Origin of the sequence: Comamonas fluminis, from assembly GCF_019186805.1 — a bacterium.
Lineage (GTDB): Bacteria > Pseudomonadota > Gammaproteobacteria > Burkholderiales > Burkholderiaceae_C > Comamonas > Comamonas fluminis.
On record NZ_CP066783.1, the window covers coordinates 3,219,765 to 3,238,382 of the forward strand.

At 62.3% G+C, this 18,618-nt stretch carries 19 protein-coding genes; 6 read left to right on the forward strand and 13 right to left on the reverse strand.

Annotation, left to right across the window (positions count from 1 at the left end; translation table 11 throughout):
* Positions 1-9: 9 nt before the first annotated feature.
* The 8 genes from rlmN to surE form a co-directional block, all read right to left on the reverse strand.
* Positions 10-1,131 carry a dual-specificity RNA methyltransferase RlmN gene (gene rlmN / locus JDW18_RS14985; RefSeq protein ID WP_034376389.1) on the reverse strand — a complete coding sequence of 374 codons (1,122 nt, stop codon included), beginning with the start codon at positions 1,129-1,131 and terminating at the stop codon, positions 10-12.
* A 114-nt stretch (positions 1,132-1,245) separates the two neighbouring features.
* Positions 1,246-1,671: a nucleoside-diphosphate kinase gene (gene ndk, locus JDW18_RS14990; RefSeq protein ID WP_218240201.1), complete on the reverse strand. Its 426-nt coding sequence runs from the start codon at positions 1,669-1,671 to the stop codon at positions 1,246-1,248.
* Positions 1,672-1,793: 122 nt separating this feature from the next.
* Positions 1,794-3,350, reverse strand: a complete 1,557-nt coding sequence (locus JDW18_RS14995; protein ID WP_218240202.1) for a pseudouridine synthase — start codon at positions 3,348-3,350, stop codon at positions 1,794-1,796.
* Positions 3,347-4,600, reverse strand: coding sequence for an SMC-Scp complex subunit ScpB (scpB, locus tag JDW18_RS22795; protein ID WP_218240203.1), 1,254 nt, complete (start codon positions 4,598-4,600; stop codon positions 3,347-3,349). Before scpB ends, JDW18_RS14995 begins: the two co-directional genes overlap by 4 nt.
* A 99-nt stretch (positions 4,601-4,699) precedes the next feature.
* Positions 4,700-5,785 (reverse strand): RluA family pseudouridine synthase, encoded by a 1,086-nt coding sequence (locus JDW18_RS15005; RefSeq protein WP_218240204.1) that lies wholly within the window; start codon positions 5,783-5,785, stop codon positions 4,700-4,702.
* A 2-nt stretch (positions 5,786-5,787) separates the two neighbouring features.
* Complete coding sequence (locus JDW18_RS15010) at positions 5,788-6,618, reverse strand: peptidoglycan DD-metalloendopeptidase family protein (protein ID WP_218240205.1); 831 nt, start codon at positions 6,616-6,618, stop codon at positions 5,788-5,790.
* Between the two features lie 13 nt (positions 6,619-6,631).
* Positions 6,632-7,417 carry a protein-L-isoaspartate(D-aspartate) O-methyltransferase gene (locus JDW18_RS15015; protein ID WP_218240206.1) on the reverse strand — a complete coding sequence of 262 codons (786 nt, stop codon included), beginning with the start codon at positions 7,415-7,417 and terminating at the stop codon, positions 6,632-6,634.
* The gene (gene surE / locus JDW18_RS15020) at positions 7,414-8,199 is read right to left on the reverse strand and encodes a 5'/3'-nucleotidase SurE (RefSeq protein WP_218240207.1); all 786 of its coding nucleotides are present in this window, start codon (positions 8,197-8,199) and stop codon (positions 7,414-7,416) included. The genes JDW18_RS15015 and surE overlap by 4 nt, the downstream gene beginning before the upstream one ends.
* Before the next feature lie 115 nt (positions 8,200-8,314).
* On the opposite strand from surE, the gene JDW18_RS15025 reads away from it, so the two are divergent.
* The 3 genes from JDW18_RS15025 (at position 8,315) to JDW18_RS15035 (ending at position 12,742) form a co-directional block, all read left to right on the forward strand.
* The gene (locus JDW18_RS15025; RefSeq protein WP_218240208.1) at positions 8,315-9,292 is read left to right on the forward strand and encodes an NADPH:quinone oxidoreductase family protein; all 978 of its coding nucleotides are present in this window, start codon (positions 8,315-8,317) and stop codon (positions 9,290-9,292) included.
* 117 nt (positions 9,293-9,409) lie between these two features.
* Entirely contained in the window at positions 9,410-11,017 is a 1,608-nt protein-coding gene (locus JDW18_RS15030; protein ID WP_218240209.1) for an alkaline phosphatase D family protein, read from the forward strand.
* Positions 11,018-11,083: 66 nt separating this feature from the next.
* Positions 11,084-12,742: a phospholipase D family protein gene (locus tag JDW18_RS15035; protein WP_218240210.1), complete on the forward strand. Its 1,659-nt coding sequence runs from the start codon at positions 11,084-11,086 to the stop codon at positions 12,740-12,742.
* Between the two features lie 2 nt (positions 12,743-12,744).
* On the opposite strand, the gene JDW18_RS15040 is transcribed toward JDW18_RS15035, so the two are convergent.
* Complete coding sequence (locus JDW18_RS15040) at positions 12,745-14,115, reverse strand: NAD(P)/FAD-dependent oxidoreductase (protein ID WP_246609953.1); 1,371 nt, start codon at positions 14,113-14,115, stop codon at positions 12,745-12,747.
* 394 nt (positions 14,116-14,509) lie between these two features.
* On the opposite strand from JDW18_RS15040, the gene JDW18_RS15045 reads away from it, so the two are divergent.
* From JDW18_RS15045 to JDW18_RS15055, 3 genes are read left to right on the forward strand one after another with little or no spacing between them, the layout of a single operon-like run.
* Positions 14,510-14,785, forward strand: coding sequence for a ParD-like family protein (locus JDW18_RS15045; protein WP_218240211.1), 276 nt, complete (start codon positions 14,510-14,512; stop codon positions 14,783-14,785).
* The gene (gene map, locus JDW18_RS15050; RefSeq protein WP_218240212.1) at positions 14,782-15,588 is read left to right on the forward strand and encodes a type I methionyl aminopeptidase; all 807 of its coding nucleotides are present in this window, start codon (positions 14,782-14,784) and stop codon (positions 15,586-15,588) included. Before JDW18_RS15045 ends, map begins: the two co-directional genes overlap by 4 nt.
* Positions 15,589-15,609: 21 nt before the next feature.
* Positions 15,610-15,942 carry an SMR family transporter gene (locus JDW18_RS15055; RefSeq protein WP_218240213.1) on the forward strand — a complete coding sequence of 111 codons (333 nt, stop codon included), beginning with the start codon at positions 15,610-15,612 and terminating at the stop codon, positions 15,940-15,942.
* Here the strand turns inward: JDW18_RS15055 and JDW18_RS15060 are convergent.
* The 4 genes from JDW18_RS15060 to JDW18_RS15075 form a co-directional block, all read right to left on the reverse strand.
* The gene (locus tag JDW18_RS15060; RefSeq protein ID WP_218240214.1) at positions 15,936-16,616 is read right to left on the reverse strand and encodes an alpha/beta hydrolase; all 681 of its coding nucleotides are present in this window, start codon (positions 16,614-16,616) and stop codon (positions 15,936-15,938) included. The genes JDW18_RS15055 and JDW18_RS15060 overlap by 7 nt on opposite strands.
* Positions 16,617-16,779: 163 nt before the next feature.
* Entirely contained in the window at positions 16,780-17,196 is a 417-nt protein-coding gene (gene arfB / locus JDW18_RS15065) for an alternative ribosome rescue aminoacyl-tRNA hydrolase ArfB (protein ID WP_218240215.1), read from the reverse strand.
* On the reverse strand, positions 17,193-18,128 hold the full coding sequence (locus JDW18_RS15070) for an alpha/beta fold hydrolase (protein WP_425514741.1): 936 nt from the start codon (positions 18,126-18,128) through the stop codon (positions 17,193-17,195). The genes arfB and JDW18_RS15070 overlap by 4 nt, the downstream gene beginning before the upstream one ends.
* Positions 18,122-18,517, reverse strand: a complete 396-nt coding sequence (locus JDW18_RS15075; RefSeq protein ID WP_246610566.1) for a type II 3-dehydroquinate dehydratase — start codon at positions 18,515-18,517, stop codon at positions 18,122-18,124. The genes JDW18_RS15070 and JDW18_RS15075 overlap by 7 nt, the downstream gene beginning before the upstream one ends.
* Positions 18,518-18,618: the final 101 nt, after the last annotated feature.

Below are 18,618 nucleotides of genomic sequence, written 5' to 3' on the forward strand. Positions count from 1 at the left end.
AAAACTCCGTCAAGACACCTGCTTGAGCGGGATAGTGCGCTGCTTGGCCATACGCTCGGCAGCGCGCGTTCTGTCCTTCACATCCCCTGCAAGCTGACCGCAGGCGGCATCGATATCGTCACCCCGGGTCTTGCGCACCGTGGTCACAATGCCAGCATTGCTCAACAAGGTTGCGAACTCGGTCACGCGGGCCGAAGGCGAGCGCAACAGACCCGATGCGGGGAAGGGATTGAACGGAATCAGATTGAACTTGCACCAGCTCTTGCCATCCCCCCGGGCGCGCACCAACTCTATCAGCTGGCGTGCGTGCTCAGGCTGATCGTTAACGCCGTCCAGCATGCAATATTCAAACGTGATGAAGTCGCGTGGCGCGAACTCCAGATAGCGCTCGCAGGCATCCAGCAACTCAGCAATCGGGTACTTCTTGTTCAGCGGCACCAGGTTGTCACGTAGCGGATCGTTGGGCGCGTGCAGCGACACAGCCAGCGCCACGGCGCAGTCCTGCGACAGGCGATCCATCATGGGCACCACGCCCGAGGTGGATACCGTCACGCGGCGGCGCGACAGGCCGTAGCCATGGTCGTCCAGCATCACACGCAAGGCAGGCACCAGCGCGCTGTAGTTCTGCAGCGGCTCGCCCATGCCCATCATCACCACGTTGGAGATGATGCGGTCCTCCGTGCCAAAACGCTTGCGCAGCGAGTGCTCGGCATACCAGAGCTGGGCCAGAATTTCACCAGTATTGAGGTTGCGGCTGAAGCCCTGATGCCCGGTCGAGCAAAAGCGGCAGCCCACGGCGCAACCTGCCTGGGACGAGACACACAGCGTGCCACGGTCGTCCTCAGGAATAAAAACAGATTCAACGGCATTGCCGTCACCCACATCAAACAGCCACTTCACGGTGCCATCAGCGGAGACATGTTCTGTCACCACGGGCAAAGCGGTAATGTGGGCCCGGCTTTTGAGCTTTTCGCGCAGGGACTTGGCCAGATCAGTCATCTGGTCAAAATCGGATGCGCCACGCTGGTGAATCCAGCGGAACAGCTGCGTCGCACGGAAACGCTTCTCCCCGAGCTGCTCGCAATAAGCGGTCAGTCCTTCGAGGTCAAAATCAAGCAAATTCGTTGTCATATCGGCAAGTGGTAACGACGTAACCACGCCGTCGCCTGCATTCGCTCAAAGGCTGATGCCGGAAACCAGTCCCGGGCATCAGCAACCAAGCATGCGGCTAAAGCCCAGCGTGGATTAACGCGAGTAAACGTTCATGCCGGGGAAGAAGAAGGCAACTTCCACAGCAGCAGTTTCAGCCGCGTCAGAGCCGTGCACGGCGTTGGCGTCGATGCTGTCGGCGAAGTCGGCGCGGATGGTGCCCTTCTCAGCCTTCTTGGGGTCGGTAGCGCCCATCAGTTCGCGGTTCTTCAGGATGGCGTTTTCGCCTTCCAGAGCTTGAATCATCACGGGGCCGGAGATCATGAAGTCCACCAGGTCCTTGAAGAAAGGACGAGCAGCGTGCACAGCGTAGAACTGTTCAGCTTCAACGCGCGACAGGTGCACCAGCTTGGCAGCCACGATCTTCAGGCCAGCAGCTTCGAAGCGGGCGTAGATTTGGCCGATCACGTTCTTGGCAACTGCGTCGGGCTTGATGATGGAGAGGGTACGTTCGATAGCCATGATGATTATTTCCTAATCAGGGTTACTATGGGTTTTTGCCGAAAAAGCAAAACAGTTGATTTTAGCGGTGCCGCCAGAGACCTTGAAGTCCTGACAGCACTCAAATCCTTACGAACGCCTTTTTAACGACCGCCGCGGCGGCCACCACCGCCGCCACCAGGGCGACGCTTGGCATTCTGTCGGGCACGCGACAGACTGTCGCTGCCGATGTAGCCCACTGAAGTGCGCATGGGATCGGGCTGACCGCCTTGCGAGCGACCGGTGTTGTTACCGCCACGATTGACACCGGGGCTGCGCTGCGCGCCACGCGGGTTGTCGCCCAGCATGCCGCTGGGTGCGGGGCGGTTGCCATCCCACTCACCACGGCGCTGACCACCGCCTTCACGGCGACCTTGCGGCGCGCGGTTGGGATTGGCACCTTCACCGCGAGCGATGCTGCGGCCGGTTGCACGAGGGGCACCACCGCGGTTGTTGGCACCACGGGTGCCGCCGTTATTGCGCTCGACAGGCGCACGCTCCTTGACGCCCGCTGCCGACATCAGGGCCTGAATATCAGCCTGATCCAGCTCCACCCAGGCACCGCGCTTCAAGCCACGGGGCAGCATCATGGCGCCGTAGCGAATACGAATCAGGCGGCTGACGGCGTGGCCCACGGCCTCGAACATGCGGCGCACTTCGCGGTTACGGCCTTCGGAGATGGTGACGCGGTACCAGTGGTTGGCACCTTCGCCGCCGCCGTCTTCCACAGCGCCAAAGCTGGCTTCGCCGTCTTCCAGCTGCACGCCATCCAGCAGGCGTTGCTTTTCTTCCTTGCTCAGCGCGCCCAGCACGCGGGCAGCGTACTCACGCTCCAGACCGAAACGGGGGTGCATCAGGCTGTTGGCCAGCTCGCCCGAGCTGGTGAACAGCAGCAGACCTTCGGTGTTCAAGTCCAGACGGCCGACCGACTGCCACTTGCCGTGCTGCAGCTTGGGCAGCTTGCGGAACACGGTGGGGCGGTTCTGGGGGTCGTCATGCGTCACCACCTCACCCACAGGCTTGTGATAGGCAATCACGCGCGCGGGTGGTGGGTCGATACGGAAGCGAATGGGCTGGCCGTTGACCTTGACGATGTCGCCAAACTGAATGCGCTGGCCGACGTGGGCGGGCTCGTTGTTGACCGAGATACGGCCTTCCAGAATCAGCTGCTCCATCTCCAGACGCGAGCCCATGCCGGCCTGGGCCAGTACCTTGTGCAGCTTGGGCGAATCGACCTGAGGCGCCAGCACGCGCTTGGCGGGCATGACACTGCCGTTTTCTTCTTCGTCGTCAAAGTCGCCCGAGATCACATCGGCAAAGTCGATGTTCTGACCTTTGGGGGACTTTGGAGATTTTTGGGGCTCAGCGCTTTGTGCATCTGCGCTGTCAGCTACCAAATCTGCAGCATCCTGCTTTGGCTCATCTGCTGCTTCAAGCGTTTCAGCAGCTTGTGCTTCTTCAGCGCGGGCTTCGGCACGCTTGCGGGCCAGCTTGGCCTCGGCAGCAGCCGTCTTCTTCACGCCTTGCTTGCGCGTTGCGCCGGGCTTGGGGGCTTCGGCGGCGGGCTTAGCCACGCGGGGCTTACGTACTTTCTTGGTCGGCTCGGCTTCGGGCGAAGCAGCTGCGGACTCTGGCATCGGGTTCGATGTCTCGTTGTTCATTCCGGTTTTCCTTCGGGGATGACGCCATCGTCATCCTCCACAATTCGCTCGTTTGCGGGGCCACTGTGCATTGCATCATCGGCCAGCGCAGTGTTCTTATCGTCCACGACTTCTTCTTCGTCGTCGTAGTCATCTTCGAGAAACGCTTTCAAGCCCACCCATTCCGCACGACCTGACTTCTTGGCCGCCGGTTTGACTTCAGGCTCGCTCGCCTTCGCCAATGGCTTGGCAGCTTTCGCAGGCTTTACAGGCCTGGGTCGGCTGACGGGTTCTGGCAAAGGCTCTGGCAAAAGCTCTGGTTCGTGCGCGGACTTTTGCGCTGACTCCAGCACCGACGCTTGCACCTCAGCCTCTTCAATTTCAATAGCATCCTGCGCTTGATCTGCCTTGGCTCCCACCTGATTGGGCTCAGATTCTGGCAAATCCAGCTGCGGCTGCAGTTCCTGAGGCTCCGCCGCAGGCTCAGCAATAGTTACTGCCTCGGCTGCTTGCGCAGGCAACTGTGCTTGCAGCGCTGCCAAATCCTGTGCAGAAGCATCGGCTTGCACCTCGGCCTGCGCCGGTTCTGGCTCTGCGGCCTGAGCGGAAGCATCCTGCACTTCACCCTGCCCAGCCAGCTCTGCATCAGCCCCCTCCTCTGCAGGCACTTCTGCGGACACTTCTGCGACCTGCCCCTCCACCGCAGGCGCTTCAGCGCCCTCTTCCCCATCCAGCGCCTTGAACAGGCTTTGCTGGGCCTGGGTTTCTTCCAACATAGGCAACTGATCCAGCGACTGCAGGCCCAGATCGTCCAGAAACTGGCGCGTGGTGGCAAACAGTGCCGGGCGGCCCACGGTTTCCCGGTGGCCAATGACTTCAATCCAGCCGCGATCTTCAAGCTGCTTGATGATCAGACTGTTCACGGTCACGCCGCGAATGTCTTCAATATCACCCCGCGTGACGGGCTGACGGTAGGCAATGATGGCCAGCGTCTCCAGCGTGGCACGCGTGTATTTGGGTGGCTTTTCGGGGTGCAGCTTATCCAGATACACCCGCATTTCGGGGCGGCTTTGAAAACGCCAGCCCGAAGCCACCTGCACCAGTTCCACGCCCTTGAGGGCCCAGTCCTTTTGCAAGTCCAGCAGCAAATCCTTGATCGTGTCCGAGCCCAGCACATCATCAAAAAGTGAGCGCAATTCCCGCAGCGTGGCGGGCTGCGGGGCACAAATCAATGCTGTTTCAAGAACCCGCTTGGCATCTACCGTATTCATGGGCGCAGCGTTTCGGGAGCGGCTGTCGCACCAGGTGTGGTGGGACGCCAGATTCTAAGAAGTGAGAGAAGCGCCCCAGAGATGCCATGCGAGTGATGGTCAGAGGCTTTCGGGGGGATTGTAACGCAGACCCCATAAATCCAGCGCTGCAGCCATGTCTTGTGGCAATGGCGCGTAGTGAACCAGCGGCTTTTTGGTCACAGGATGCTCAAAGGCCAGCCTGAACGCATGCAAAGCCTGTCGCTCCAGCCCGCCTTCCGGATGACCTCCGTACAGCGCATCGGCCACCAGCGGGTGCCCCAGCGAAGCCATGTGCACGCGAATCTGGTGCGTGCGCCCAGTGTGCAGCGTGCAGCGCACCAAGCTGTGCGTGGCATCCCCATCCAGCAAATCAAAGTCTGTCTGCGCAGCCTTGCCGGGGTGCAGATTCAGGTCCACCACCGCCATGCGCAGGCGGTTGCGCGGGTCGCGACCAATGGGCGCGCTGACTTCGCGGTGCTTGCGTGCGCCCCAGTCCTTGTGGGCAATGGCCAGGTACTGGCGGCTCACATCTCGCGCGGCAATCATTTTGATGAGCGCATCCATGGTGCTACGGTTGCGCGCCACCACCATCAGGCCGCTGGTGTCTTTATCCAGACGGTGAACAATGCCCGCGCGCGGCACCTGGCGCGCTTTTTCGTCGCGCGCCAGCAGGCCGTTGAGCAGCGTGCCCGTCCAGTTACCGGGCGCAGGGTGCACCACCAGACCGGCAGGCTTGTTGATGACGAGCAGGTCATCATCTTCATAGACCACCTGCAAATCCATGGCTTCGGGCTGGAAGGCCATGCTCTGCTGGGTGGGGCGCATTTCCACGCACAGCTTGTCGCCCACCGCCACTTTGGCCGAAGGCTTGGCCAGCACCTTGCCGTTGAGCGTGACCGCGCCATCGGCCAGCAGTTGCTGCAGATAGCTGCGCGAGAACTCGGATACGCCCAGCGCCAGCACCTTGTCGGCGCGCTGGCCATGGTGTTCAGTGGTGGCGACCAGCTCGCGCCGCTCGACTTCAGGACCGCCAATCGAGTCTTCAGCCGATTCATCCCAGCTGGATTCAGCGGTGTCTGTCATGTTCTGCGCCTCAGAAGACACAAGCCCCTGCGGGGCAGGGGCTTGTGTCGCTTGCGAGGCTTTTTTACCTTGCGATGCCATGCTTAGCGCGAAGGCAGATAGCGCGATGGATCGACAGGCTTGCCCTGGCGACGCACTTCAAAGTGCAGCTTGACGCGGTCCGCATCGGTGCTGCCCATTTCGGCAATCTTCTGGCCCTTCTTGACCGACTGGTCTTCCTTGACCAGCAGCGACTGGTTGTGGGCGTAGGCCGTCAGATAGGTGTTGTTGTGCTTGAGGATGATGAGGTTGCCATAGCCACGCAGGCCGGCACCGGCATACACCACACGGCCGTCGGCCGCTGCAACCACGGGGTCACCCGCCTTGCCGCTGATGTCATAACCCTTGTTGCGGGCTTCATCAAAGCCTGCAATCAGCGAGCCGCTGGCAGGCCAGATGAAGTTCACATCATCAGCACCCTTTGCCACTGGCGCGGAAGGCGCAGCAGGCGTCGATGTCACAGGCGCTGTCGTTGCAGCCGTGCCACCACCCACCACCACAGGCGCTACCGTGCGACCGGAGCCGCCCGACGAGGACGAAGCCATATCACGTCCTGGTGGCACCACGCGCACCACCTGACCGACTTCGATCACATTGGGGTTGTCCAGATTGCTCCAGCGAGCAATGTCTTTCCAGCTCTGACCGTGCTCCAGGCCGACCTTGATCAGCGTGTCACCGGGCTTGATGGTGTAGTAACCGGGCTTGCCCGCGTTTTCGGCACCGGGCAGCGATTTGACGTCCACAGTGGACGATGAGGAGGCCGACTGTCCGCGATCCTCCACAGGAGCCCTGTTTGCCTGGGTGGAGCAACCGGCCAGGATGACACCTGCCAGCACAGCCGTTCCCAATGCACCAAGACTTCGCGATACCAACATAAGCTATTCCCTTCTAGGCGATCCCCGATTTTAGAGGGACAAAGTTGACTGCTTCCAAAACTGTCTGTTTTAAACCGTGTGAACTCTTGTCAATCACCAGTAGTGCCTGCTTACCTGCACCGACAACTACTGGCGCAACAAGACGCCCACCGACAGCCAGCTGGTCACACCATGCCTGCGGAACGGTTTCTCCGCCCGCGGCCGAAATAATGCCTGCATACGGCGCACCACTGGCAAAGCCCACCATGCCGTCCCCCAGAATCAGGTGGACATTGGGCAACCGCATGGGCCGCAGATTGCTGCGCGCCTTTTCATGCAGGCCGCGCAGGCGCTCTATCGAATACACCTCTTTGGCCACCATGGCCAGCACGGCTGCCTGATAGCCGCAGCCCGTGCCAATTTCCAGCACGCGCCCCAGCCCCGCCTTGCCCGCATCCGAGTTCAGCAGCAGCTCAATCATGCGCGCCACCACGCTGGGCTTGGAGATGGTCTGGCCCAACCCGATAGGCAGGCTGGTGTCTTCATAGGCCTGATTGACCAGGGCGCTATCGACAAAACGGTGACGCTCCACCGTGGCCATGGCCTGCAGCACAGCGGCATGGCTGACACCGGCCGCGCCAATGCGCTGGGCCATGCGGGCACGCACGGTCGAAGAATCCAGCCCCACCCCCACGGGCGAAGCCGCTACATGCAAAGGGTTGATAGGCTTGGGCGCTGCGGGCGCACGCGCCGCGCTGGAGCCGGTCTGCACAGAGCGTGCGATCCAGCCCGGAACCTGTGGCGAGCGACGTTCGCTCACGATGCTGCCGCCACGGTTGCGGGCTGGCCAGCCAGCTTGCTGGCAGTCTGCGCCCAGTAGCCCAGATTGTCGTGATCGGTCAGATCGACCTTCAGCGGCGTCATGGCCACATGGCCGTGGGCCGTGGCGTGGAAATCCGTGCCTTCGGAGTCATCCTTGGCGGCACCTGCACTGCCAATCCAGTACATGGTCTCGCCACGCGGGCTTTGCTGAACAATGGCCTGCTCTGCCGAATGACGGCGCCCGAGACGGCAGAGCTTGACGCTCTTGAGCGCATCCAGCGGCATATTGGGAATGTTGACGTTCAGCAGCCAGGGCGCAGTGCCAATCAGCTGCTGGGCTTGCATGTCCTGCACCAGCTGGCGGGCAGTGGCGGCAGCAGCCTCCAGCTCGGCCCAGCCCTTGTCCACCTGGGAAAAGGCAATCGAAGGAATGCCGAACAGATAGCCTTCCATGGCCGCGCCTACGGTGCCCGAGTAAATCGTGTCGTCGCCCATATTGGCGCCGTTGTTGATGCCCGAGACCACCAGATCGGGCCGGTAGCCCAGCAAACCGGTCAGCGCGATATGCACGCAGTCGGCCGGGGTGCCGTTCACATAGCGAAAACCGTTGTAGGCCTTGTGCACATACAGCGGCGCATTCAGCGTCAGCGCGTTCGACTTGGCACTGTTGTTGTGCTCAGGCGCCACCACTTCAACGTCTGCCACGGTGCGCAGCGCATCGTGCAAAGCCACGATGCCGGGGGCCTGAAAGCCGTCGTCATTGCAAATAAGAATCTTCATGGATGAGGCGGATTGTAGGCGTGCCGAAGGTCACGACAGAGACACGCGGCATTCGCACCACACTTCTATCATCTGCTGCGCATTTCCCAACCGCTGAAGATCAGGAGACCCTTTTATGCACGCTTGGCTCTGCACCACGCCTACCGGTGTTGAAACCCTGAACTGGACCGAACTTCCCACCCCGCAGCCCGGCCCCGGCCAGGTGTTGCTGGAAGTGAAGGCGGCCAGCCTGAACTTTCCTGATCTGCTCATCGTGCAGAACAAATACCAGATCAAGCCGCCCCTGCCCTTTGTGCCCGGCTCCGAGTACGCGGGCGTGGTGCAGGCGGTGGGTGAAGGCGTCAAGCATCTCAAGGTTGGCCAGCACGTGGCCTGCCTGTCTGGCACCGGCGGCTTTGCTACGCATACGCTAGCGCCTGCCGCTTTATGCATGCCGCTTCCTGCGGCTTTTCCCTTTGTGGATGCCGCCGCATTCATCATGACCTATGCCACCAGCCACCACGCGCTGATTGATCGCGGCCAGCTCAAGGCGGGCGAGACCGTGCTGGTGCTGGGCGCAGCAGGCGGCGTGGGCACGGCAGCCATTCAGATTGCCAAGGCCGCTGGCGCACGCGTGATTGCCGCTGCATCCACCGACGAAAAATGCGCGCTGTGCAAGGAGCAAGGGGCTGATGCCACCATCAACTACAGCCAGGGCGATCTGCGTGAAGCCATCAAGGCCGCAACGGATGGCAAAGGCCCGGACGTGATCTACGACCCCGTGGGCGGCGACTTTGCCGAACCCGCGTTCCGCTCCATCGCCTGGCGCGGCCGCTATCTGATCATCGGCTTTGCCTCTGGCCCCATTCCTGCGCTGCCGCTGAACCTGCCGCTGCTCAAGGGCGCATCGCTGGTCGGCGTGTTCTGGGGTGACTTCGCCAAGCGCGAGCCACAGAACAATGCCGCCATGATGCAGGAGCTGGCCCAGTGGTATGGCCAGGGCAAGATCAAGCCCGTGATTGACCGCACCATGCCCATGAGCGAGCTGTTTGCCGCCTACGAACGCATGGGCTCACGCCAAGTGCAGGGCAAGCTGGTGATGGTCAACGACTGAGACCCATCAGGCGGCGTTAAAGCGAACGTACAGGCATGGCGATGCTGAATAGTCAATGGTCCATTGCTCAGGGCCATACTGAGCTCTGGCCTTCAGCATCACAACCACAGCATCGCCATGTTTGCAGACCTCTCCACTCCTGCGCCAGAACGCCGCCGCTTTCTGATCGCCTCCAGCCTGGCGACAGCGCTGGGCGCCCTGCCCGTCTGGGCCCGGGCCGATGAAACGCTGGCTCACAACCCTTTCACGCTGGGTGTGGCCAGCGGCGACCCGCAGCCCGACAACATTCTGATCTGGACCCGGCTGACCGCGCCGCTGGACTATCTGGGCGGCGATGCCCCGCCAGACTTGCCGCCGCGGCCTGTGCGCTGGGAAGTGGCCCATGACGCGCAATTTCGGCGCATCGTGGCCCAGGGTGAAAGCGTGGCACGCGCCGAATCCGGCCACGCGCTGCACATACAGGTCAACGGTCTGGCCCCGGACCGCTGGTATTTCTACCGTTTCAGCCATGGCAATGCCCAGAGTGCCACGGGCCGCTGCCGCACGGCCCCGGCTGCAGAGGCAAGGCCGCAAAAGCTGCGCATGGCCGTGGCTTCCTGCCAGCGCTGGGAACATGGCTTCTACACCGCCTGGGCCGATGCAGCGCAGGCCGCGCCCGATCTGGTGCTGTTTCTGGGCGACTACATCTATGAATACGCCCAGCCCGCCAAACCCGAGGGACTGGCCCGGCCCCAGCCACTGCGCACCGCCCAGACCCTGCAGGACTACCGCGACCGCTATGCGCTGCACAAAAGCGATGCCCATCTGCAAGCCGCCCATGCAGCCTGCAACTGGTCCGTCATCTGGGACGACCATGAAGTAGAAAACGACTATGCAGGCCAGTATGGGCGTGGGGATAGCGCTCACTTTTTGGTAAAGCGCACCGCCGCCTGGCAAGCCTTCTACGAAAACATGCCGCTGCGCGCCAGCGCTTTGCAGCGCGGCTTTCAGGGTCTAGGCCTGTATCGCAGCCTGCAATGGGGCAATCTGGCGCGGCTGCACTTGCTCGACGGCCGCCAGTACCGTGATCTACAGGCCTGCCGTCCCGAAGGCAAGGCCAGCACCGGTACGGTGGACCCGCAGCAGTGCGCCGCTTTGCACGACCCGGCCCGCAGCTTTCTGGGCTGGGAACAAGAGCGCTGGCTGGGCCAGCAACTGCAGGCAGACGCTGCCAGCGCCAGCAATGCCCCGCGCTGGAGCCAGCTGGTGCAGACCACGCTGTTCGCCGCCCGCAAACACCCCAACGGCAAGCAATCCACCGACAGCTGGGACGGCTACCCCGAAGCCCGCCAGCGGCTGGTGCGCCAGATCAGCGAAACCCGCCCGCGCAACGCCGTGCTACTGGGCGGCGATATTCACCAGAACTATGTCTGCAGCATTCCGGCGCTGAGCGACGAGGCTCCCGGCCAAGACAACCCGGTCGTTGCCAGCGAGTTCTGCGGCACCTCCATCAGCTCGCACAGCGGCACCACTCAGGCCAAGGCAGATGCCATCGCCCGCAACAGCCCGCAGGTGGTCTATGCCCGCAGCGAGGAACGCGGCTACAGCCTGGTGGAGATCACACCGCAGCGCATGACCACAGAGCTGCGCGCCGTGCAGGACCCGCTCAAGGCCGACAGCAGCCTCTACACCCTGGCGCGCTTTGTGGTTGAAGACCGCAAGCCGGGGCCCGTCCAGATCGGCTGAGGCGAGAGGTCAGAAGCCGGAGGCAGGAGTCCGGAGGCAGGAAGCGGTCGGGCATACTTCCTCACCATGCAGTCATGCCCTTGTCTTTGCCCTCCACAGAATCTGCTGCGCCGCCCTCTGCTGGTCGTCACCCTGGCCGCAAGCACCTTGCTCACTGCCTGCAGCCTGCCGCCCATGCCTCAGCGCTCGCCCTCAGAGGCGCTGAGCACCGAGGCCGCCAGCGCCACCCTGCTGGGTCAGGCTCTGGCCCCGCTGCAGCAGGAAAACCCCAAACTCAGCGGCATCTACCCCCTGACGGATGCCTACGCTGCCTATGCCGCCCGGGCACTGCTGGCCCGTGCGGCCCAGCGCACGCTGGATGTGCAGTACTACATCTGGCGCAATGACACGACCGGGCACCTGCTGCTCAACGAGCTGCTGCAGGCCGCAGACCGCGGCGTGCGCGTGCGCCTGCTGCTGGACGACGGCGGCACATCCGGCATGGATGCCGTGCTGGCCGCGCTGGACCAGCACCCGCACATTGAAGTGCGCCTGTTCAACCCCTTTGCCGTGCGCACCCCCAAGGCGCTGGGTTATGTCACGGAATTCAGCCGCACCCAGCGGCGCATGCACAACAAAGGCTTCACGGCGGACAACCGGGCCTCCATCGTGGGGGGGCGCAATATCGGTGACGAGTACTTTGCCGCCACCGATGGCGTGCTGTTTGCCGACCTGGATGTGGTTGCCGTGGGCACCGTGGTTCCCGATATCGGCCATGATTTCGACCGTTACTGGAACAGCCCCTCGGCCTACCCCGCCTCCAGCCTGCTGCCGCCCATGCCCGAGCAGGCGGTCAACAAAATCTACAGCAGCCTGCAGACCGATGCGCAGCGCCCGGAATCTCAGGCCTATATCCAGGCCGTGCAGCAAAGCCGCTTCAGCCAGGAATTGCTCTCAGGCCAGTTGCCGCTGCAATGGGCCGCAACCACACTGGTCAGCGACGACCCCGCCAAGGTGCTGAGCCAGGCCGAGCAGCAGGCTTTGATGCTGGCCCAGCTGCATCCGGTGATTGGCGAGCCCGCCAAATCGCTGGACCTGGTTTCGCCCTACTTTGTTCCCACGCAAGCGGGGGTGGATGCCTTCGCCCACATGCGCAAGCAAGGGGTGCGCGTGCGCATTCTGACCAATAGCCTCGAAGCGACTGACGTTGCCGCCGTCCACGCAGGCTATGAAAGCTATCGCAAGCCTTTGCTGGAGCTGGGTGTGGAGCTGTATGAAATGCGCCGCCAGATCAATCTGCGCCCGCATGCGCCAGCGCCCGTTGCCTCGCCAGCCAGCAGTGCCCAGGGTGCACCCCCATCCCCCGCCGCCTTCAGCGGCAGCAAGGGCGGTCTTACCGGCAGCTCTGGCGCCAGCCTGCACGCCAAGACCTTTGCGGTGGACGGACAGCGCCTGTTTGTCGGCTCGTTCAACTTCGATCCGCGCTCGGCCCTGCTCAATACCGAGCAAGGTCTGGTCATCAAGCACCCGGGCATGGCTTCCGAGGTCACGAAGTCTCTGAACCAGTACCTGCCCATGCTGGCCTATCAGGTGCAGCTCGACGACAAGGGCAAGCTGCGCTGGTCTGCCGAGATCCCGGAGCAGCCCGGCCAGACCCAAACCTTCAGCCAGGACCCCGGCACCAGTTGGTTCAAGCGCGCCATGGTGCGGGTGCTGAGCTGGCTGCCCATCGAAGGACTTTTGTAAGCTCAGTCCAGACGAATCGAAGGGCGCAGGCGCGAATTCATCAGGTCAATCAGCCACAGCAAACCGCCGCGCCAGAAGCCGTACAGCCGCGCCTGGTGCGACCGGTACAGCATGATGTGACTGAGCATGGCCAGGCGCCCGCGAATCACGCCGCCGTTGAACAGGCCAAACTTGCCCAGCGAGCCATAGGCGTCATAGTGGGCCAGCGAAACCAGCGCGCCAAAGTCTCGGTAGGCAAAGCCCACAGGCTTGGCGCCGGGCCGCTCCAGCACATGGGGCAGGGTCTCGATCAGATAGCGGGCCTGCTGGTGCGCCACCTGTGCGGTGGGCGGCAGCGGCTCTTCCTTGCCCGGCAGGGTGTAGCTGGCGCAGTCGCCCAGAGCGTAAATGTCGGGGTCGCTGGTTTGCAGCGCATCGTTGACCAGCAGCTGGTTGTTGCGCGTGGTCTGCAAACCCAGCTGGGTCAGAAACTCTGGCGCTTTCACGCCCGCCGCCCATACCCGCAGGCTGGCAGGAATCAACTCACCATTGGCCAGCTCAAAACCCTGCTCCGTTGCCCGGCTGACACGCCCGCCCACAATGACAGACACCCCCAGCGCCTGCAGGCGCACGCGGGTGGCTTCGGCAATTTCTTCCGGAAAGCTGGGCAGCAGGCGGGCACCGGCCTCTATCAGCACGATACGGAACTTGGCGGCCTCGCCCAATGCACCGTAAGCAGTAGCACTTTCCGCAAGCTGCACAAGCTCTGCAGCCAGTTCCACGCCCGTAGCGCCACCACCCACAATGGCCACCTGCAGCGGCTCGCCGCTGGCCATGCAGCGCACCATGCGCAGGCGAATTTCCTGGTTGAAGGCGTCGGCCTTGCGACGGGAGTCAATCATGAAGCAATGCTCGTTGACGCCCTGGGTTCCAAAGTCGTTGGCCCCGCTACCCACGGCGATGACCAGCTTGTCATAAGGCAGGCGGCGGCCCGCAACCAGCTCACGGCCATCAGGGGCATGAATGGGTGCCAGCAAAATCTCGCGGGCCTCGCGGTCCAGGCCGCACATCTCTCCGGGCTGGTAGGCAAACTGCGCATCGCTGGCCTGCGCCAGATACGTGGTCTGCTGCTGAGCCAGGTCACGCGTGCCCGCCGCAATGGTGTGCAGCATGGGCTTCCAGACATGGGCCGAGTCGCTGTCCACCAGCATCACGCTTTCTATGCAATCGCTGCCCAGCTTGCCCAGCGCCGTGGCCACCTCCAGCCCGGCCACTCCACCGCCCACCACCACAACGCGCGCCGCATGAGAGGACGCATGGGATGCATGGGGTTTAGGCGCTGCAGGAGTTACCTGAACATCACTGGAATGGGGGTGATCGACGATGTTTTCCATGAATCGCTGCCTGCTTGGTTGCCTGAAGGTTTGCACGCTGTGCCCCGGACTCGAAACAGCCGGGGCTATTTCCAATTTTTCTTTCAATTTGATAGCAGGAAACGCAAAAGGGGCATAGGAAATTCAGATGAAATATATCTTTTATAAGACTTGAAGATCTCTGCGCTCTTGCCCCAGCCATCAGTCTTGCAGAGAACAATGCATAAACCGCATCAAGCCCTTGATAAACATAGGATTCCAGCTATCAAAATTATTCTTAACTTGGCAGTTTTCTGACAAATTTCTTGCACCCGAGGATGCAAGACCTGTCATCCCCTGAAAAATCCGTGCGCGCATTGGTGCAATTGCCAGTTGTCAATATATGAAACGTATATCACCAGTATGATCGCGCCCCATGGGAATCGTCAAAATTTCAGACCAGCTGCACGATCAGGTGCGGTTGTCCAGCGCGGCACTTGGCCGCTCCATCAACGCCCAGGCTGAGCACTGGCTGCGTGTCGGCCAGATGGCCGAGCACCACCCCCAGCTGAACTACGAGGGCATTTGCGCACTGCTGCTGCAGCAAGCCGAGCACGAGTTGCAAATCGGCGCCTCCCGCCAGGACGCAGCCGACGCACACACCGAAATGCGCCGCCCCCGCCCCGTACGTCTGGTCGGAGGCATGCAATGAAGCGCGGAAAGCAAAAAGTCGTTCCTATCAACGACGCATCGGACATCTACCTCTCGCGCAAGGCCGGTGGTCTGGCTGCCAAGGTGCTGGCCATGCTGACGCCGCATGTGCAACCCGGCGTCAGCACGGGAGAGCTGGACAAGCTGTGCCATGACTACATCGTGGACGAGCTCCAATGCGTGCCGACCAATGTGGGCTATTACGGCTTTCCCAAGACGGTGTGCACCTCGGTCAACCATGTGATCTGCCACGGCATTCCCGACGACAAGCAAATCCTCAAGGAAGGCGACATCGTTAACGTGGATGTGGCCGTGACCACGCCCGAGGGCTGGATTGGCGACACGAGCCGCATGTATTACGTGGGCCAGCCCAGCAACCTGGCCAAGCGTCTGGTCAACACCACCTACGAAGCGCTGGTGGCTGGCATTCACGCCGTCAAGCCCGGCGCCACGCTGGGCGATGTGGGCCACGCCATTCAAACCGTAGCCCAGCGCGAGCGCTTTTCCATCGTGCGTGAGTACTGCGGTCACGGCATTGGCAAGGTCTATCACGACGAGCCCCAGGTGCTGCACTACGGCACGCCCGGCCAGGGCCTGGTGCTGCAGCCCGGCATGATCTTCACCATCGAACCCATGCTCAACGCGGGCAAGGCCGCCACGCGCGAGCTGGCCGACGGCTGGACGGTGATTACCAACGACAAGTCGCTGTCTGCCCAGTGGGAGCATATGGTGGTGGTGACCGAAACCGGTTTTGATGTGCTCACGCCCTGGCCCGAAGGCACGGGCGACTATCCCGCGATCTAAGCCGCCGCAGACCTGCCCATCATGAGCAATTACCTGTATCTGGGTCTGGCCATCATCAGCGAGGTGATTGCCACCTCGTTTCTGGCCAAATCCAACGGCTTTACCAATCTGGCGCCCACCGCCATTGCGCTGGTGGGCTACACCATCTCGTTTTTTCTGCTGTCGCTGACGCTGCGCACCGTGCCCACGGGCGTGGCCTACGCCATCTGGTCGGGCGTGGGCATTGTGCTGGTGTCTGCCGTGGCCTATTTCTGGCAGGGCCAGAAGCTGGATATGCCCGCCATCGTTGGCATGGGCATGATTGTGTGCGGCGTGCTGGTGATCAATCTGTTTTCAAAGACCGCCGGTCACTGATCGACATCTGCTGCAGGTTTGGTCAAGTCCTGCAGCCACTGCATGCTGGCCTTGAGTTCCTCGGGGCGAATTTCATGCGCACCGGGGTACTCGTGATAGACCAGACTTAGCGGCAGCGCACCCAGCTTGTCACGAATGGCGTGGGCGCTGGTCAGTGGAATCACGTTGTCATAAGTGCCGTGGCTGACCCACGCGCTTTTGCCCTCAAACGCCTGCGCAGGTGCATGCAGCGATGCGATCTCGGGCAGCAAGCGGCTGTGCCAGACCAGCGCGCCACGCAGCGTCTGCGGCTGGGTCAGCAACTGGCTCAGCGCCATGATGCCGCCCTGGCTGAAGCCCCCCAGCACAATGCGCTCTGGCGCAATGCCCAGTTGCGCGGCCTTGTCGGCCACCGTCTGCTGCACCAGGGCGCGGGCCTGCTGCTCCTGCGGCACATGAATATGGCGCGTGCCATCGGCATCCACCGTGAACTGAAACCAGGCATACGCCCCCTGCCCCATGGCAAATGGCGCACGCAGGCTGATGACGTGAAACTGCGGCGGCACATAGGGCGCTAGGCCAAACAGGTCTTGCTCATTGCTGCCCACGCCGTGCATCAGCACCAGCAGCCAAGGCTGCTGCCCCGCAGCGGGCTGGGCGGGGCGCTCCAGAAAGCCCAGAGATGGTGAATTCATGACAAAACTCCTTCAACCCTTTATGGGTCAAGCGCTAGCAGCTATATATTTGTGAGGAATGAAGTGCAGCAGCCTTGCCGCTGAACCGCTTCCATATTGTCGATCAATATTATTTTGATAGCAGTCAGCGCCTGTGTGCGTAGGTTTGATGCCACAAAAGGCACTAATCCCTGTCCGCAGGCCGCTGGCGCAACTGTTTGATGCCGCTGCGCAGGCTTTTGCCCTGCAAACGCCGCTGCTGCGAAGACCAGGTGGGCTTGGTTGCCTTGCGCAGCGTGGGTGGCTTGGCCACGCTGGCCACCAGTGCATTCAGGCGCTGCAAACCATCCCACAGATTGTGTTCCTGCGTGCGGTATTTCTGCGCCTTGATGACCACCACGCCTTCGGTGGTGATGCGTGAGTCGCCCTGTGCCAGCAGCCGCTGCTGCACATCCTCGGGCAGGCGCGAGCTGCGCACATCAAAGCGCAGATGCACAGCGCTGGCGACCTTGTTGACGTTCTGACCGCCGGGCCCCTGCGAGCGCACGGCTGTCCATTCGATATCCTGCTCGAACAGTTCAAAGGCGGCGGGCTTTGTCATGCCAGCACTTTCAGCAGCGCTGCCGTGGTGACAGCCGGGTCTTCGTGCTGCACCCAGTGACCCAGCCCGTCCAGCATCTGCCAGTTCACACCGGCAGGGTGACTGCGCTGCAGCGCCGCCTGCAACTCATCCAGGCGGCCAATATAAAGCGGGTCAAACTCGCCATAAATCGCCGCAACACGGGCTTTCACCTTGGGCAGCGCCTGCGCCAGGATGTCTGTGCGCGACAGGCGGCGGCGTGGCAGCCGATCTCGCGCAACGTTCAGCGCATGCAGGGCCAGGGTTTCTTCGTCAATACGACTGGCGTCATGCAGCATCAGCTCCGCCAGATTGTGGTGATGTGCCTGCATCTGCGCGGGCAGCCCCTGCAAATGGCGCCAGCCCTTGAGCCTGACCACGCGCCCTTCGGTAATGCCCATGGCCGGAGCGCCAACGAGCACCAGTTGGCGGATATGCACAGGAAACTGCGCTGCCAGCAAACCGGCAGCCATGCCGCCAAAGGAAAAACCGATGAGATCACAGACGGACGAGCCGCTTTGCTGCGCCAGAAGTTGCGCCAGGCCATGGGCCAGCGGCGCGATGAGCGTATCCACATCCATGCCGCCGGGCACGCCGTCCGATTCGCCAAAACCCGGCAAATCTGCAATCCAGATGCTGTAGCCCGCTTGCGTCAGCGGCTCAATCACGCGCAACCAGTGCGTCCAGCTGCCGCTGCCGCCGTGCAGCAGCACCAGCGGAACAGGCTTGCGCGCCACCCCCGCGGCTGGCTCCCAACCATGCCACACCATGCGGCCAGCGCCTGGCTGCTCGCTCAGCGGCGTGGTAACCCGCTGGCTGCGGGCCTGCAGCTCTTGAATGCTGGCGGGCACAGCCAGCCCCAGCGCATCGGCCACGGCCTGCAAGGACTGTGGCTGATCAGCCGTGGTTACCACTGAGCCACCGCCTCAATTGCCAGGCCGTAGCCAGCCACCCCCAGGCCGCACATCACAGCGCGTGCTGTGGCAGACAGGTAGGAGTGGTGGCGAAAGCTCTCACGCGCATGAACATTGCTGATGTGCAGCTCCAGCAGCGGCACGCCCGTGCCTTTGACAGCATCCAGAATTGCCACGCTGGTGTGGGTGTAGGCCGCAGCATTCATCACCACCGCAGCCAGCTCACCCTTGGCGTGCACACGGCCCGCTTCGTGCACCCAATCCACCATCTCGCCTTCGTGGTTGGTCTGGCGAAACACCAGCGCCAAGCCGTTGCGGGCGCAAGCCTCTTCGCAGAGCTTTTGCACATCCGCCAGTGTGGACGAGCCGTAAATCGCAGGTTCGCGCATGCCCAGCAGATTGAGGTTGGGGCCATTGAGGACGTAAACGGTTTTCACGGACTAGCTCTCCTTGTTCTGAAACTGCCCCGGATTATGCGAGTGTCCAGACT

Excerpts from the sequence above, each read along its gene's own strand:
- JDW18_RS15045 (WP_218240211.1), top strand. The coding sequence starts at position 14,510 with ATGGGAATCGTCAAAATTTCAGACCAGCTGCACGATCAGGTGCGGTTG.
- arfB (WP_218240215.1), bottom strand. The coding sequence starts at position 17,196 with ATGACAAAGCCCGCCGCCTTTGAACTGTTCGAGCAGGATATCGAATGG.
- JDW18_RS15035 (WP_218240210.1), top strand. The coding sequence starts at position 11,084 with ATGCAGTCATGCCCTTGTCTTTGCCCTCCACAGAATCTGCTGCGCCGC.
- JDW18_RS15010 (WP_218240205.1), bottom strand. The coding sequence starts at position 6,618 with ATGTTGGTATCGCGAAGTCTTGGTGCATTGGGAACGGCTGTGCTGGCA.
- JDW18_RS14995 (WP_218240202.1), bottom strand. The coding sequence starts at position 3,350 with ATGAACAACGAGACATCGAACCCGATGCCAGAGTCCGCAGCTGCTTCG.
- JDW18_RS15005 (WP_218240204.1), bottom strand. The coding sequence starts at position 5,785 with ATGGCATCGCAAGGTAAAAAAGCCTCGCAAGCGACACAAGCCCCTGCC.
- surE (WP_218240207.1), bottom strand. The coding sequence starts at position 8,199 with ATGAAGATTCTTATTTGCAATGACGACGGCTTTCAGGCCCCCGGCATC.
- JDW18_RS15060 (WP_218240214.1), bottom strand. The coding sequence starts at position 16,616 with ATGAATTCACCATCTCTGGGCTTTCTGGAGCGCCCCGCCCAGCCCGCT.
- scpB (WP_218240203.1), bottom strand. The coding sequence starts at position 4,600 with ATGAATACGGTAGATGCCAAGCGGGTTCTTGAAACAGCATTGATTTGT.
- JDW18_RS15040 (WP_246609953.1), bottom strand. The coding sequence starts at position 14,115 with ATGGAAAACATCGTCGATCACCCCCATTCCAGTGATGTTCAGGTAACT.
- JDW18_RS15030 (WP_218240209.1), top strand. The coding sequence starts at position 9,410 with ATGTTTGCAGACCTCTCCACTCCTGCGCCAGAACGCCGCCGCTTTCTG.
- rlmN (WP_034376389.1), bottom strand. The coding sequence starts at position 1,131 with ATGACAACGAATTTGCTTGATTTTGACCTCGAAGGACTGACCGCTTAT.
- JDW18_RS15055 (WP_218240213.1), top strand. The coding sequence starts at position 15,610 with ATGAGCAATTACCTGTATCTGGGTCTGGCCATCATCAGCGAGGTGATT.
- ndk (WP_218240201.1), bottom strand. The coding sequence starts at position 1,671 with ATGGCTATCGAACGTACCCTCTCCATCATCAAGCCCGACGCAGTTGCC.
- map (WP_218240212.1), top strand. The coding sequence starts at position 14,782 with ATGAAGCGCGGAAAGCAAAAAGTCGTTCCTATCAACGACGCATCGGAC.
- JDW18_RS15025 (WP_218240208.1), top strand. The coding sequence starts at position 8,315 with ATGCACGCTTGGCTCTGCACCACGCCTACCGGTGTTGAAACCCTGAAC.
- JDW18_RS15075 (WP_246610566.1), bottom strand. The coding sequence starts at position 18,517 with ATGCGCGAACCTGCGATTTACGGCTCGTCCACACTGGCGGATGTGCAA.